Source organism: Alphaproteobacteria bacterium, assembly GCA_004295055.1.
GTDB lineage: Bacteria > Pseudomonadota > Alphaproteobacteria > SHNJ01 > SHNJ01 > SHNJ01.
The window spans coordinates 178,615-193,698 of sequence record SHNJ01000007.1 but is presented as its reverse complement, the minus strand read 5'-3'; the positions used below and the strand labels follow the sequence as shown (position 1 = coordinate 193,698).

Here is a 15,084-nt window from a genome sequence, read left to right as displayed (position 1 = left end):
AATAGCAAATTTTTAAGGTACAATACAGCCCCATGCCGCCATCCAACGCCCAATTCAGCCGCTTATTTGCTCCTTTGACCACGGTCAAGGGCGTTGGGCCGACTTATGGCAAGTTGATGGCCAACCTAAGCGGCCCGTATGTCCGCGATATATTGTTCCATTTGCCGGTGGATTTGATCGATCGGAACAGCCAGCCAAAGATCGCCGATTTGCGTTCCCATCATGGTCAAACCGTAACGGTCGATGTGTTGGTGGTTAAACATCAAAAACCGGCCAAACGCGGCATGCCGTATCGCGTAACGGTCAAGGACAATACCGGTTTTATGAATATCGTGTTTTTCAAGGGCAAGGACCAATTTTGGCAAAAATCCCTGCCCGTCGCCGCACAAAAAGTGATCAGCGGTAAGATCGATTTTTACAAAGACATTCCGCAAATCGTTCACCCGGATTACATCGGCAATCCGGGCGATCTGGAAAAAATCAAGGGATGGGAACCGATTTACCCCCTGACCCATGGTGTTAGCAATAAATTTCTGCGCAAGGTCGTAGATCAGGAATTGAAAACCGTTCCAGCCCTGCCCGAATGGATTGATGCGGAATTATTAAAAAAACGCGGATGGGCTTCGTGGGCGGAATCTCTAAAGCAAGTTCATACACCAGCCAACAGAAACGATTTATCGCCGGAAAACCCGGTGCGGCAGCGATTGGCATATGATGAAATATTATCGCATCAATTGGCGCTGACACTGGTCCGCAATATTCAACGGCAACGGCGCGGCAAGCGCGATCAGAAACCGGATTTTCATTTGCGGCAGAAATTATTGAATGTTTTACCGTTCGCGCTGACCGAGGCGCAAAAAACCGCCCTTTCCGAGATTGACACCGATATGCAAGCCGATCAGCCGATGTTGCGATTGTTACAAGGTGATGTAGGCAGCGGCAAAACGATTGTTGCGTTGCTGACGATGCTCAATGCGCTGGAATGCGGCAAGCAAGCCGCAATTATGGCCCCGACGGAAATATTGGCGCGGCAACATCAACATACGATTCTACCGCTGGCGGAAAAAATTGGCCTTAAAATCGCGGTTTTGACCGGGCGGGACAAAGGCAAATCGCGCCTGCAATTATTGGACGATATACAAACCGGCGCGGCCGACATTGTGATTGGCACGCATGCGTTATTAGAAGAAAAAGTGGAATTCAAGAACCTCGGCTGTGTGGTGATCGACGAACAACATCGCTTTGGCGTCGAACAACGGCTGGGCCTAATGCAAAAAGGCGAAGGGATTGATTTGCTGGTCATGACCGCAACGCCAATCCCGCGCAGTTTATATCTGGCTTTATATGGCGATCTCGATACTTCTCGATTATTGCAAAAACCGCCGGGGCGCAAGCCGATTGATACGCGTACTGTCGACATGGAACGGGTCGATGAAATTGTGGACGGCGTTAAACGTGCCATTGCCCAGTACCGGCAGATTTACTGGGTTTGCCCGCTGGTCGCGGAATCCGAAGTGCTGGATCTGGCCGCCGCCGAAGAACGATACGAACAATTAAAGCAATTCTTTGGCGATAAAGTCGGTCTGGTCCATGGGCGGATGAAGGCGGCGGATAAAGACAAAGTCATGCAGCAATTCGCCAAGAACGAGATTAAGATTTTGGTTGCAACCACCGTGATCGAAGTCGGCGTGAATGTGCCCAATGCCACGATAATGGTTATCGATCATGCCGAACGGTTTGGATTGTCGCAATTGCACCAATTGCGCGGCCGGATCGGCCGGGGCGATCAACAATCCACATGTTTATTGCTATATCAAAAACCCCTGTCGCAAACCGCGCAAAAACGGCTGGAAGTCATGCGCGAAACCGAAGATGGATTTAAAATCGCCGAGGAAGATTTGAAACTGCGCGGCGCTGGCGAGGTTTTAGGCACGCGGCAAAGCGGCCTGCCAGATTTCCGGCTGGCGGATTTCTTTGCCCATCAGGATTTGTTTAAAACCGCGCAAGCCGATGTAAAATGGATTTTGGATAAAGACACGTATCTTACAGGACCACGCGGCCATGCATTACGCACATTATTGCAGTTATTCGGCCGCGATCAAGCCGTCCATTATTTGCAGTCGGGTTAAGAAATTCCAAAAAGAGAGTTATTCCACAATATAACACACTTAATCACAGAACAAAAATAGAACATATTTGCTGCATCAATCAAACCAAAACAAATCGATTGCGCAACAGATCTCTCCGGCATTAGAGTTAATATATTCAAACAACACTTTTATAGGAGTAGGATAAATGAATAAAGAAGGTTTTTATTTAGTAAACTTTGCAGGGATTGATGGTGAGGGTCTAGGAATGGTCGTATTTGATACAGGAATAGTATGTGGCGCAGATGTAGGCGGAGTTCGATATGATGGGACATATATTCATAATGTAAAAACAGATATGTTAGATATTGATATTACAGCTAAAGTCCCTCCTGGCATTCCCTTAGTAACAGGAATTCCTGCACAAGACAAAAATTACGTATTTAAGGTCGTTGGATCATTGCCAAGAAATATTGGTGAAGAAACTGTAATACCTCTTCAAACCTCTTTTGGTCCAGTGAATACTGTCTTTACGAAATTGCGTGGTTTTGATAATTGAAAAAACTAGGCGGCTTTATCTTCCGCGTTAATAAGCCCGCTGGATAGAATCAATTTCCAGGCATCTTCGACCGGCAGATCGATATATTTCAGCGAAGTTTTTGGATAATACATCAGCAGCCCTGCCGTTGGCACGGGGGATAACGGCACTAAAACCGCGATCAAATCTTTACTTACGCCGTTTTCAATTGCCTTGTGCGTTTCACCGGAAACAAATCCAATGGTCCATGAATCGGCGTGCGGATATGGCACCATTACCACCTGGCGAAAGGCTTGGGTTTTTTCGCCAAACAGCATTTCGGCGGTCGGCTTCAGTGGTCCATAAAGGCTGCGGATAATCGGCATCCGGCGCAATATCGCATCGCCGATACCAATGAAAAAATTGCCGAAATAATTGGCCGTAATTGCGCCCAACAACGTCAGCATTACGATCAAAACGATCAAGCCAAACCCCGGAAAATTCGCCGGCATCAAAGGAATTAAAGGCGCTACTTGGTCATCCGCATAACGGATTACCGACCAGGCGATATAAATCGTAACGCCGATGGGCGCTGCAACCAAAACGCCAGCAAAGAAATAATTGCGCAATTTACGGCTGACGCGGTCGGCTAAAGGCGGTTTTGAGTGTGCTTGGGACATAATTATCGTTCGGTCAAGGCATTATCACGCGCCTTGAAAAATGGTTTCAACAAATAATCCAGTACGGTTTTCTCGCCAGTCAAAATATCGACCTGCGCGGTCATGCCGGGAATAATATCCAGATGTTTGGCGTTACCCTTGAATGTGTCGCCATAACTGCGCAACCGGATACGGTAAAAGCTTTCGCCGCGTTCATCGGTAATGGTATCGGGCGAGATATCCTCGACCTTGGCTTTTAACCCGCCATAAATCGCGTAATCATAAGCGGTAATTTTAACCATCGCATCCTGTTGTGGACGGATAAAGGCGATATCCGACGGGCGAATGCGCGCCTCGATCAGGTAATTATCCTCGATTGGAACAACCTCGATTAAATCTTCGCCTGGCTTAATAACGCCGCCGACCGTGTTGATTTTAATCTGCTGCACGCGGCCTTTCATCGGCGATTTTACCTCTGTGCGGGCGACGCGGTCCTTGGACGCGGTAATGCTCTGGGTTAACGCGCTAAGCTCCCCGCGTTTCTGGTTCAATTCATTCGATACTTCGGAACGGAAAGTTTGCTTTTTATCCTCGATCCGCTGGCGCGCTTCTTCCATTGCGGCCCTGGCGCGGGGCTGCGCGGCGCGGGCTTGGTTCAATCGCGATTCCAGCTCGGTAATTTCCCGTTGCATGCTTAATAATTCCATACGGGATGTGACGCCCTGCTGCACGCCTTTTTCGGCGATATCTTTCTGCTGGGTGGCCACATCCAGGGAACGCTTGATGCTTTCGGCGCTGGTATAAAGTTCCGACAGCTCCTGTTGTTTTTGCTGCAATTGCGATTGAAAGATATCAATCTGGCCGCGCAATTGCGACTGGCGCGATTGATACAATGCCATTTCGCTTTTTACGGCATCCGGCGCCTCTTCCATAACTTCTTTTGGAAAAGCCAAGGGCTGGCCCTGAAATTCGGCATTCAATCGCGATACGGTGGCAATTAAAGTCAAATACTTCGATCTCGCGGTCTGATAATCCGCCTGGGCGTAGGTATTGTCGATTACCATCAACACTTGGTCTTTTTCGACCGTTTGGCCTTCGCGGACCATGATTTTATTGACGATACCGCCTTCCAAGTTTGAAATAACTTGAACATGGCTGGATGTAATGATTTTACCCATCCCGCGAGTTACTTCGTCAATCGAGGCGAACGCCGCCCAAATCAAGAATATCAGAAAAAATACGCCGATAGCGAACAGCAAAATATGCGAAGCCATGCGCGCGCCCCGGTGCGAAGCCGCAAAACGTTCCGGCATAAAGTCGGTTTCTTCTTCATGCACGCGCACATATTCTTTTAATGCCTGTTTAAACATAGCCATTTTTAACTCGCTTTAACTTCGCCGTCTTTCAGCGAACTTAATACTTGATCGCGTGGACCGTCGGCAACGACCTTACCTTCGCTCATCACGATCAAACGATCGACAATACTTAACATTGACGCGCGGTGCGTAACCACAATAACGGTTTTATCTTTTACCACTTGGGAAAGACGCGCCTTAAACCGGTTTTCGGAACCGGGATCCATCGCGCTGGTCGGTTCGTCCAATAATAAAATCGGCGGATCCAGCAACAAGGAACGCGCCAGGGCAACCGATTGGCGTTGACCGCCCGATAACCCCTCGCCCCGCTCGCCTATATTCAAATCATAGCCTAATGGATGGTGGCGCAGAAAATCGGTTACGCCGGCCAGCGTACCGGCCGTCAACAAGGCGCGATCATCCGCGCCAGTGCGGCCCATCAAAATATTTTCTTTTACCGTGCCGTAAAATAAGAACACGTCTTGCGGACAAACGCCGATATTGCGGCGTAAATCGGCGGGATCGATCTGGCGCACATCCGTGCCGTCCACGGTAACCGACCCTTGCTGGGGTTCATACAAAGCCAATAACAACTTTTCAAGCGTGGTCTTGCCCGAACCGATTGGGCCGATAATGCCAACTTTCTCGCCAGGATTGATGCGGAAGGAACAGCCATCCAACGCCTTGCCCCGATTGCCTGGATAGGAAAAATCGACATCCCGGAATTCAATCTGGCCACGCAAATGCGGACGGCTTAAGAAGGCTTTACCGGCAGGACGCTCCACCGGCAATTGCATAAATTCATCCAGGGTTTCCAGCGCCGATTCGCTTTGATGGAATCTGGTCAACAAACCCGCGATTTGACCGAGCGGCGCCGTGGCGCGGCCAGCCAAAATCACGCAAGCGATCAAAGCGCCGGTAGTGATCGCCCCATCCGCCACCAAATACGCGCCCATAATGACAATCAAAACCGTAACCATATAATTGGCGAAGACCGTGAAATTCAGCACCGCCGCCGACAGGCTGTGCGCGTGCATGGCGGATTTCGCGGTTTTGCCGACAAAACTTTCCCATAGGCGCTGCATATATCCTTCGGCGCCCATCTTTTTGATAGTCTCAAGGCCGGTGATGGATTCCACTAACAACGCGCTTTTTTGCGACGATTCGCGGAACGTTTCTTTGACAATACGGTTCAATGGACGCTGCATATAAAATGCGACGCCCATAATGACCGGCACCGATACTAACGGCACAATCGCCAGCCATCCGCCGATCAAGGCGATAACCAAAATATATAAAATCAAAAATGGCAAATCCACCAGCGTGACCAAAGTGGCGGAAGTATAAAATTCACGCAGATGTTCAAATTCCCGCAAGTGCCCCGCAAGCGCGCCAGCCGATGGCGGCCGCGCTTCCATGCGCATTCCCAGCAATTGTTCGAACAGTTGGCTGGAAATCAACGTGTCCGCGCCGCGCCCGGTAAGGTCGAGGAAATAGGCGCGCAAAGAGCGGATGATAAAATCGAAAACGAAAACGATAATCGCGCCGGTCGCCAATACCCATAATGTTTCCATGGCGTGGTTTGGAATCACCCGGTCATACACGTTCATGGTGAATAATGGCGATGCCAACGCGAATATGTTGATCATCAGCGCGGCAAAAATAACTTCCATATACATGGATTTGAATCGGCGCAGCGTGCCCCAGAACCATCCGGCTTGTTCATGTTCTTCAAGGCCCTTCGCACGCGGGTCATAGCGGAATTCTGGTTTGGCGAAGATTACATAGCCGGTGTAATTGGCTTGCAATTCACTCATCGCGATTTGCTGCACGCCGCCAGTTTCCGGCAAAATCACTTCGGCTTTATCGCCAGCAACACCAACATATACGCATGCCTTGCGATCTTTTAATAACAATACGCAGGGCAGCAACATTGGGTTAATAGCGGATAATTCACGCACCATCAGCCGCGCCGAAACCCCCGCCCGCGACGCGGAACGCACAAACAAAGCCGGTGACATGCCAAATTCGGCCAATGGCAATCCAGCGGATAATGCCTCCCGCGATTGTGGACGATCCAGCAATTTACAAATAATGTGCAAGCAATTGAGTAGAATATCGTCGGCGCTGCTGACCGACGGCGTTACGCGCCAAACTTGCCGCGCACCGGCTTCGACATCTTTATCGGAATTGGATTTATCGCCAGAAGATGGATTCGGATCGCCAGAATTCACGCACATTCTCCCTATCTTATTGAATATAGAGGAATTGGCGCTCAATCTGAATAGTTGCAAGGCAAATTAAGGGAAATGGGCAATGGCATTTATATAATTACCACAGTGATTACCCAACAACTGAATTATAAAAGAAAAAGCACCGCTTTTGGCGGTGCTGAGGTAGGTTCGGTAGAGAAAACTAATAAATTACGATACAACCACGTCGGACATATGGACGCCGCCGCCAGCAAAGGTGACTCCGTTCAATTTAACCAAATCGACGAAGTTTTGGCCGTTGGCCAGACCGTCAATATCCACTTGCATTATGGTGAATCCGGCGCCATCAACAAAGCGGACGAATTCGGACAGATTACCATTAAAACCGCTCAATACATCTTCCAAATGAATTGTATCGGCGCCAGTTTGGAAGTCTTGGATCGTTTCAGTCGCTGAGCCTTCGGAAACATCATGATACACAAACGTATCGTTGCCAGAACCGCCATATAATTGATCGTTGCCGGCACCGCCATCCAAAATGTCGTCACCTTCACGGCCTAACAGAACGTCGTTGCCATCGCCGCCAAATAATTGGTCGTTACCCATATCGGCATCCAGGCGATCGTTGCCAGCGCCGCCGTATAACGTATCATCACCCTTTTGAGTCCAGATATAATCGTCGCCATTGCCGGCTTCGACGGTAACACCGGTGGTGTAGTTGAAACGATCGCTGAGCAAGTTGACAACATCGTTTCCATCACCCAGAACGATATGCTCGATACTATCCAACAAAGGCATATTGCGAATCATTGGATCGATTTGGTTGCCGAACAGATCGATGCTGACTTTTAAAGAATCCAGGATAAACACATCGTTGCCGCCGGTTCCCATAATGGTGTCGTAACCATCGCCGCCTTGATATACATCTTGGAAAATATGGTGCGCTGGATTGCCTAAACCATTGCCAATCTGCACGGTGACTTCGCTGAAACGGCCAGTGGAGGCAAGACCTTGCCAGGTGCCATCCGATACCGCGATAAACATATCGTCGCCGGTACCGCCATTCATAAAGTCAACGCCGGTGCCGCCTTCGAGAATGTCTTGGCCATCGCCGCCGAATAAAGTATCGATACCGCTGCCACCGATCAGATAATCGTCGCCAGAACCGCCATCGATCATATCATTGCCAGCGCCGCCATTGACCAAATCGTCGCCAGCGCCGGAAGAAATAACGTCAAATCCATCGCCGCCATCGATGGCGTCGTTGCCATCCTGGGTCCAAATAACATCATTGCCACTGCCGGCATCCACAAACACATCGCCATAAGAAACCGTGGCGCTGCGCAAGTCGATGATGTCGTTGCCATCGCCGGTTTCGATCGATTCAATCGAAATGATCCGTGGATCGGTTGGGGATGGCGAAGGAACCGTATTGTCGTGGATATAAATAAAATCATTGCCCGATGTGCCATACAGCGTATCGAATCCATCGCCGCCAGCGTAAATATCGTGGCTCATATTCATGCTGGTGTTAACCGCGGCCCTAACCGCATACACATCCAAAGATGCGATGGTATCGACCGGGTTAGACAATAACCATGTGCCCGGAGGCGTGATGCTGCCGGCGTTGGTCCAGGTAGAATCCACGCTGTACCGGAAAGTATCGTTGCCTGTATCTCCGTATAATAGATCGGTGCCAAGACCGCCATCCAGTATGTCATCACCGGCACCTGCCTGGATGATATCATCGCCGGCATTGCCATTTAAAATATCGTTGCCAGCTTCATTGGCATCGCCGATAACGTCATTGCCATCGCCGCCATTGATAATATCGTCGCCGTCATCGCCGTATAAATAATCGTCGCCAGCGCCGCCATCGATGGTATCATTGCCAGCGCCGCCTTCGATCAAATCGCTGCCATTGCCGCCGGCCAGAATATCGTTACCATCATCGCCGGCAATGTTATCGTCGCCATCGTCGCCGTTGATAGTATCGTTACCAGCGCCGCCGACAATTGTATCATCGCCGGAACCGCCGCTGACAATATCATTTCCATCGCCAGCATCGATCAAATCGTTACCATTGCCGCCGGAAATATTATCGGCGCCTTCATTGCCTTCGATGTAATCGTTGCCATCATCGCCGGTAATGGTGTCATTGCCCATACCGCCAAATAAGAAATCATTGCCCGCGCCGCCAGAAATAAGGTCGTCGCCATCATCGCCGGCCAATTGATCATCCCCGGCGTTGCCAAACAATTGGTCATTGCCGGAATTGCCGGTGATTATATCATCCAGGCTGCCGCCGATAATAACGTCGTCACCAGCGCCTGCATCGAACACACGGGTTGGATCGTAACCTGCAGCGGCGGCGGCGGCCAAAGTGTCCGCCATGATAACATGGTCGTTGCCGCTTAGAGCATTATACTGTGTCCCTGCCTCATAGGTGCCAGCCAACACATTATTAAAATTCACCGTATCGTCATGCTCCGTAAACAGGCCATTTGGCGGTGGCGGCGGAGGTGGCGGCGGCGGTGGAGGCGGCGGCGGAGGTGGCGGCGGAGGTGGCGGCGGCGGAGGTGGTGGCGGTGGTGGTGGCGGCGGCGGAGGTGGCGGCGGTGGTGGTGTAACCGACTCACCAGCCAATACCAACAAATTACGCTGGTTTATCGCGCCAATGCCATTGCCGCCAAAATCATCACCAAGACCGGCGCCAATACCGCGAACAGCTGGTAAATGGCCGTCATCTATAAAACGTCCAAAAGCCGAACCGTCGTTAGATTCCGATGGACCTTCAGCGGTTTGAATTAAACCGATTTTGTTAAGCAAGCTCATCAAATCGGGGGCGGATAATTCCGTGTTGTCTGCCAATTTCAGGGAGGGTGGATTGCTGTCTTTGGCAGCCGACAGGAAATTTACTAAAATGATTTCTTTGCCATCGAGCGATTTGATGACCAAATTATTGCCTTCAACGCTGACTTTCGATTCGGATAGATTGACCTTGCTCAAATCGATATTTTTACTGTTAGTATCGATCAATGTTTTTGCAGGAATGGCTAATTTAGGCGATACTTTTTGCGCCGGAACTACGTCTGCGGACTTAATTGCTTTTTCTGCGTGAACAGCTTTGGCTTTGGCTGCTGGCTTAATGCCAGTATCGCATTTATCAGTGTTAGCCATGAAATCCCTCTACCTACTCTATGCCTTTTTTTATATTTGTCGGCGGTTCATATAAAATTAATATATGTTTAACCATCGTAACTCAAAAAGAAACGAATTGCAACACAAAAAATTTACGCATTGTTAACGATTGGAAGCGATGCAGACGCAGTAAATTCTATATAAACATTTGAAATATAATAATAAAAAATAAAATGCCCTCTATTAACGAGGGCATTTCAAATCTTACTTATTAACAAAATTACTGACTACCAAGACCAGGAAGTGGCGGTCGTGGTTTTCTGCAATTCCGGCACTTTAACGCCCAAATGGGCATTCAAAGTTCCCATGGCAGCCATTAACCGATACGCGCCAAACAAAGCGGTATATTCGGCCGTAACCAAATCGCTACGGGACAAGAACAATTCATTCTCAGAATCCAATAGATCCAGCAAGCTGCGTTGACCCAATTCGAATTGTTTCAAATACGCATCGCGGACGCGTTCGTTCGACGCAACCACATTGCGCAAAGTAACCACCCGCTCCCGCGCGGAAGACATGGCGTTCCATGCAAATCTGGTTTGTTCGGACTGAATGCGTTCTACCCGGCTAACGACATCGCGAGCGCGGGAACGACGCAATACGGCGCCATCCTTACGGGCATTATCCGACCCGCCGCGCAGCAAGTTCCAGCGCGCTACGACCAAGGCGGCGGCATTATCATTGTTGCCTTGAATGCCGTCCAAATCATGTCCTTTGGTGCCGGACAATTCCAAATCGAAACGAGGCATAAACGGCGAGTATGCGGACGTTACCGCTTCTTCCGCGGCTTGCAGTTCGTTTTTAGCCGATAAAATCGCCGGATTGGTTTGCAATGTCTGTGCTACCGCGCTGGCAACATCCGCCGGCAAGGAGCCAAAATCGAAATCGGGACGCGCCAAATTGTCAGGCACTTCGCCAACCAGACGTTGATACGAAGCTTCGGCATCGGCCAAAGATCCTTTTAATTGAGCCACGGTGGTTTCCGATGCGCCGTAACGCGATTCCGCCTGGCGTAAATCGGCGACAGTGCCGCCGCCGCCTTCGGAACGTTTATTCACCATGTCGCGGTATTTTGTATGCGTGCCCAAATTTTCTTGAGCAATCGACAATAAACGGTTGCGGCGCAAAACTTCCAAGTACGCTTCGGACGTATCGACGGCCAAACCTTCGGCGCGATCGAATACTTTGTTTTCCGCCGAGGTCACCAAGGCTTCGCGGCGGTTAACTTCCGCCCAAGTGCCAAGACCATCGAACAACAATTGGCGCAACGTGATCGTCGCTTCGTTTTGGAATAAATCCGGTTCGGAATTGCCATCGCCTACGGCAGCCGCCGAAGAACGCGTGCTTGGGCTGTCGGTGGATTGCACCCCGGAATTGGCGTTGATATCGATACTTGGAAACAAGCCGCCCAGCGCATCGCGGCGTTCCGTGTCCGCGATTTCACGATCGCTTAGAACGATAATCATATCCGGGTTGGTGTTTAGTGTTTTTTGCACGGCTTGTGGCAAGCTATCCGCATGGGCGGCAGCGCTCGCGATCATAATCGCGGTCAAAGCGGTCGAGAATTTTAAAAGCTTGCTCATCATTCACTCCATTGTATCTTGTTATTTTCGTAAAGATACTATGTAGCATGTTTGGCATGCTTGGAAAGTTATTTTTGTTTTGAAGGGGATATTATTAGCTTTGCTTGGACAAACGTTGTTGCAGCGAGGCCACGGAACCGCCTGTATTTCCTGATTTCCAGTGCAACCAAAGGCGTTTTTCATCGAACGAGCAAACGGGATTATAATGGCCTAATTTATCGCTTAAAGTTACATTGGCTAAGTTATTGTCCAATATATAAGTTTTATCATTATATTGAACGGCGGTAACGGCATGATCCGCGCCGGTCAAGGTATTTTCGACAAATACCAATCTGATGCGATCTTTGTGAAAACCGAGCAATCTCAGGCTGACAAATTTAGCGATCGCGAAATCTTCGCAATCGCCGCCTTCGCATAAAAACTGTGCCGGCAATTTCCAAACATCTTGGCCTTGTTCGCCGACATACCGCACTTGATTGAAAAATCCGTGCACGGCGGCGATTTGCGTTTCAGCATCGGCGTCTTTCAATGACGTCAACAATTGAATCCAGGCTTGGATTGGCGAAGCGCTGCTGTCCGGACGGTTGAATGCGGCTTTTAAAATGGATGCTTTGGGAATGTATTTGCTTGGCTCGCCGACACCCAATTCCGAACTGTCTAAAATTTTGCTGTGATGCGATGGTTTGGTCGATACGTTATCGAAAGTGCCGGCGAATGTATCGGCGAGTGCTGTTGGCGCTTTGGCCATTAAAAAAGCCGAGGCGGACATACCGCCCAATTTGGCCATAAAATTCCGTCTGGAATGTTTTTGTAGCAATTGTAGCAAAGCCGTACCCTGTTTTGTCGTTGTTATAGAACCAGGATACGTGTTAACTATTACCGAAAGGTTAGTAAGTCTTTGATTTAACTAGTTATTAACCATTTTTTCCAAACTATATTTATGTAGCCGTTAAAGGTTAATTTACCATCTTATGCTTTACTGCAACCTGTCCCCAACATTGCCGAGCGAAATAAAATGCTGCACCGCATGGCAAACCCTTTGTATAATACCGTAAATTTTAGCATGAAGGGGGCGAGGCAAACCAAACAACAAAGGTGGATGTGCCATGAACCCAACCAACTCGCCAATCCCCATTAACCGGAGCGTTCGCATGAAAATCGGTGTACCCAAAGAAATTAAAACCCACGAATACCGTGTCGGATTGACTCCGCCCAGCGTGCGCGAATTGATCGTGCGCGGCCACGAAGTATTCATTGAAACCAAAGCCGGCGAAGGCATTGGTTGCCCGGATTCCGATTACACTGCTGCGGGTGCCAAAATTTTGCCAACCGCCGCGGAGGTTTTCAAAACCGCAGACATGATCGTAAAGGTCAAAGAACCACAGCCCAAAGAATGTGAAATGTTGCGCGAAGGGCAGATTTTATTCACCTATCTGCACCTTGCGGCCGACAAACAACAAGCCGAAGGCTTGATGAAATCGAAATGCGTCGCGATTGCGTATGAAACCGTGACGGATGCCGAAGGGCGATTGCCCCTTCTCGCCCCGATGTCCGAAGTTGCGGGCCGCATGGCCGTACAAGTCGGCGCGCGGTATTTGGAAAAAGAACAAGGCGGCGCCGGTATTTTATTGGGCGGCGTTCCCGGCGTTCAAGCGGCAAAAGTTGTCGTGTTGGGCGGCGGCGTTGTTGGCACCAATTCGATCCGCATGGCGATCGGGCTTGGCGCGCGGGTAACCGTTGTTGACCGTTCGATCAAACGATTGAATGAATTGGATATGCAATTCGGATCGCGCTTGACCACAATTTATTCAACGGCCGATAATATCGAAGAACAAGTGCGTACCGCGCATTTGGTAATCGGCGGCGTGTTGATTCCAGGCGCAGCGGCCCCAAGATTGGTCACCAAAAAAATGGTCGAAAATATGATCCCGGGTTCGGTATTGGTCGATGTCGCCATCGACCAAGGCGGATGTTTCGAAACATCGCGCCCAACCACCCATTCGGATCCGGTGTACAAGGTGAATGACGTAATCCATTATTGCGTTACGAATATGCCCGGCGGCGTGCCGCGCACATCGGCGTTTGCGTTAAACAACGCAACCTTGCCGTTCGTAACCGCGATTGCGCAAAAAGGTTGGCGCAAAGCCCTAAGCGATAATCCGCATTTGGCAAATGGATTGAACGTATGCCTGGGTGAAATTACGTTCGAAGCCGTAGCCAAAGATTTAGGATTGAAATACGCCCCGACGGAGAAATTATTGGCGGCTTAGATAGAACTTAAGCGTAGAGAATTTTTATGAAAATACACCAAGGAATATTTAGGTTATGGGTGTTTACTTCATTGCTATATATGCCGCTGAGCGCTTCTTTGTATTACTATTATAAAGAACGACAAGCCTATGAAGATTTCTCATTATTTGCTGATATTCCCTGGTCATGGGAAGTGCATCTGACAGCTATTTTAATCGCAGTAGTGCCAGTCATTATAATTCCATTTTTCTATATAGGAATTCCTTGGGTTATAGACGGGTTTAAAAGAAAATGAATGTAATGGGTCGGTTTCATTCTTTGTCATTCCGAACAAAGTGAGGAATCTTCAGGTATAATAGTTCCTATATCTGTAGATCCCTCGCATACGCTCGGGATGACAATTCTACTTGACATCAAATAGTTTCTTGCATCCCCCATCCCTCCCCCTATAATGCCATCAGAACCAAACGGTTCTCCGGGCGTTCAAACCCGTTACAGAGCGTAAACTTGCATCGAGCGAAATTCGATGTCTGCCTCTGGCCTCATTATGGCCGGGAGGCGGCATTGCATGTCCAGGCTTCGGCTAAAGAATGTCGCGCTGTCTCTGTACAGTTTGAAACTCCCGGTCACCAATCCTTTTGTGGGAGTTTGCCATGGGGCCGCGCCGGAAAAAACCAAGATATTTTTTTGATGAAATTTTGACCATTCGTATTTTGGATGATACCGGCACTGTCGTGATGGAATTGCCGGGCACATCCAAACGCGATTACGATGCCGCCATGCGGCGCCTTGAAAAAATCAACCGCACTGGATTTATTCGTATTGATAAGAAGTAATCGCAAAAATTAACCAATAGTAGAAATCTTCATCAACGGAATAATAGCAAAAATTGCGAACCATCCAATCAAACCGGTAAAATTCCAAACCGTGAAAATATAATCTTTGTTCATTATGGGCTTCTTTATGATTGAACGATAAAACGCTATTAATGCGGCGCTTAAAATTATATTGAACGGCAAGATTCCCATCCCCCAAAAGCCATAAAATTCTATTGCCTGTGCGATATCAGTTTGCTCTTCGATTGATGCACTTATGAACAGGCGCGCAATAATGGCCGCCAGAAAGATAATATTGCTGCCGCCCAACCATATTTTATTCATCTTGATTCCTTTTTGAATGAATACCTTCGCCGGGGCAATTCCACATTTATGCCACATTT

General features: G+C 49.0%; 13 protein-coding genes. 6 read left to right on the top strand and 7 right to left on the bottom strand.

Annotated elements, in window-relative coordinates; genetic code table 11:
* Window positions 1–32 precede the first annotated feature (32 nt).
* Both recG and EYC62_01905 read left to right on the top strand, forming a co-directional pair.
* Window positions 33–2,129, top strand: coding sequence for an ATP-dependent DNA helicase RecG (recG, locus tag EYC62_01910; GenBank protein TAH37665.1), 2,097 nt, complete (start codon window positions 33–35; stop codon window positions 2,127–2,129).
* Window positions 2,130–2,295: 166 nt separating this feature from the next.
* On the top strand, window positions 2,296–2,646 hold the full coding sequence (locus EYC62_01905; protein TAH37664.1) for a hypothetical protein: 351 nt from the start codon (window positions 2,296–2,298) through the stop codon (window positions 2,644–2,646).
* A 5-nt stretch (window positions 2,647–2,651) separates the two neighbouring features.
* On the opposite strand, the gene EYC62_01900 is transcribed toward EYC62_01905, so the two are convergent.
* The 4 genes from EYC62_01900 to EYC62_01885 all read right to left on the bottom strand — a co-directional run bounded on the left by EYC62_01900 (window position 2,652) and on the right by EYC62_01885 (window position 9,306).
* On the bottom strand, window positions 2,652–3,284 hold the full coding sequence (locus EYC62_01900) for a DUF502 domain-containing protein (GenBank protein ID TAH37663.1): 633 nt from the start codon (window positions 3,282–3,284) through the stop codon (window positions 2,652–2,654).
* Window positions 3,285–3,286: 2 nt separating this feature from the next.
* Complete coding sequence (locus EYC62_01895) at window positions 3,287–4,639, bottom strand: HlyD family type I secretion periplasmic adaptor subunit (GenBank protein ID TAH37662.1); 1,353 nt, start codon at window positions 4,637–4,639, stop codon at window positions 3,287–3,289.
* A gap of 2 nt (window positions 4,640–4,641) precedes the next feature.
* Complete coding sequence (locus EYC62_01890; GenBank protein TAH37661.1) at window positions 4,642–6,858, bottom strand: type I secretion system permease/ATPase; 2,217 nt, start codon at window positions 6,856–6,858, stop codon at window positions 4,642–4,644.
* Window positions 6,859–7,041: 183 nt separating this feature from the next.
* Window positions 7,042–9,306 carry a calcium-binding protein gene (locus EYC62_01885; GenBank protein TAH37660.1) on the bottom strand — a complete coding sequence of 755 codons (2,265 nt, stop codon included), beginning with the start codon at window positions 9,304–9,306 and terminating at the stop codon, window positions 7,042–7,044.
* Between EYC62_01885 and EYC62_01880 the strand changes: the two genes are divergently transcribed.
* Together EYC62_01880 and EYC62_01875 are read left to right on the top strand one after the other, a co-directional pair.
* Window positions 9,278–9,637 (top strand): hypothetical protein, encoded by a 360-nt coding sequence (locus EYC62_01880; GenBank protein TAH37659.1) that lies wholly within the window; start codon window positions 9,278–9,280, stop codon window positions 9,635–9,637. The two genes, EYC62_01885 and EYC62_01880, sit on opposite strands and share 29 nt — an antisense overlap.
* Before the next feature lie 117 nt (window positions 9,638–9,754).
* Window positions 9,755–9,952, top strand: coding sequence for a hypothetical protein (locus tag EYC62_01875; GenBank protein TAH37658.1), 198 nt, complete (start codon window positions 9,755–9,757; stop codon window positions 9,950–9,952).
* A 307-nt stretch (window positions 9,953–10,259) separates the two neighbouring features.
* Here EYC62_01875 and EYC62_01870 read toward each other — a convergent pair whose 3' ends face one another.
* Together EYC62_01870 and EYC62_01865 are read right to left on the bottom strand one after the other, a co-directional pair.
* On the bottom strand, window positions 10,260–11,618 hold the full coding sequence (locus tag EYC62_01870; GenBank protein TAH37657.1) for a hypothetical protein: 1,359 nt from the start codon (window positions 11,616–11,618) through the stop codon (window positions 10,260–10,262).
* Between the two features lie 91 nt (window positions 11,619–11,709).
* The gene (locus EYC62_01865) at window positions 11,710–12,402 is read right to left on the bottom strand and encodes a hypothetical protein (protein ID TAH37656.1); all 693 of its coding nucleotides are present in this window, start codon (window positions 12,400–12,402) and stop codon (window positions 11,710–11,712) included.
* Between the two features lie 364 nt (window positions 12,403–12,766).
* Here EYC62_01865 and ald point away from each other — a divergent pair, with 364 nt between their 5' ends.
* Entirely contained in the window at window positions 12,767–13,885 is a 1,119-nt protein-coding gene (gene ald, locus EYC62_01860) for an alanine dehydrogenase (GenBank protein TAH37655.1), read from the top strand.
* A 633-nt stretch (window positions 13,886–14,518) separates the two neighbouring features.
* A complete protein-coding gene (locus EYC62_01855; protein TAH37654.1) occupies window positions 14,519–14,701 on the top strand; it encodes a hypothetical protein in 183 nt (60 codons plus the stop codon).
* 9 nt (window positions 14,702–14,710) lie between these two features.
* Here the strand turns inward: EYC62_01855 and EYC62_01850 are convergent, their stop codons facing one another.
* On the bottom strand, window positions 14,711–15,025 hold the full coding sequence (locus tag EYC62_01850; protein TAH37653.1) for a hypothetical protein: 315 nt from the start codon (window positions 15,023–15,025) through the stop codon (window positions 14,711–14,713).
* Window positions 15,026–15,084: the final 59 nt, after the last annotated feature.

Bases quoted from the DNA above. Each gene is read 5' to 3' on its own strand.
- EYC62_01905 (TAH37664.1), top strand. From the start codon at position 2,296: ATGAATAAAGAAGGTTTTTATTTAGTAAACTTTGCAGGGATTGATGGT.
- EYC62_01875 (TAH37658.1), top strand. From the start codon at position 9,755: ATGATTTCTTTGCCATCGAGCGATTTGATGACCAAATTATTGCCTTCA.
- EYC62_01900 (TAH37663.1), bottom strand. From the start codon at position 3,284: ATGTCCCAAGCACACTCAAAACCGCCTTTAGCCGACCGCGTCAGCCGT.
- recG (TAH37665.1), top strand. From the start codon at position 33: ATGCCGCCATCCAACGCCCAATTCAGCCGCTTATTTGCTCCTTTGACC.
- EYC62_01895 (TAH37662.1), bottom strand. From the start codon at position 4,639: ATGGCTATGTTTAAACAGGCATTAAAAGAATATGTGCGCGTGCATGAA.
- EYC62_01870 (TAH37657.1), bottom strand. From the start codon at position 11,618: ATGATGAGCAAGCTTTTAAAATTCTCGACCGCTTTGACCGCGATTATG.
- EYC62_01850 (TAH37653.1), bottom strand. From the start codon at position 15,025: ATGAATAAAATATGGTTGGGCGGCAGCAATATTATCTTTCTGGCGGCC.
- ald (TAH37655.1), top strand. From the start codon at position 12,767: ATGAAAATCGGTGTACCCAAAGAAATTAAAACCCACGAATACCGTGTC.
- EYC62_01855 (TAH37654.1), top strand. From the start codon at position 14,519: ATGGGGCCGCGCCGGAAAAAACCAAGATATTTTTTTGATGAAATTTTG.
- EYC62_01865 (TAH37656.1), bottom strand. From the start codon at position 12,402: ATGGCCAAATTGGGCGGTATGTCCGCCTCGGCTTTTTTAATGGCCAAA.
- EYC62_01890 (TAH37661.1), bottom strand. From the start codon at position 6,858: ATGTGCGTGAATTCTGGCGATCCGAATCCATCTTCTGGCGATAAATCC.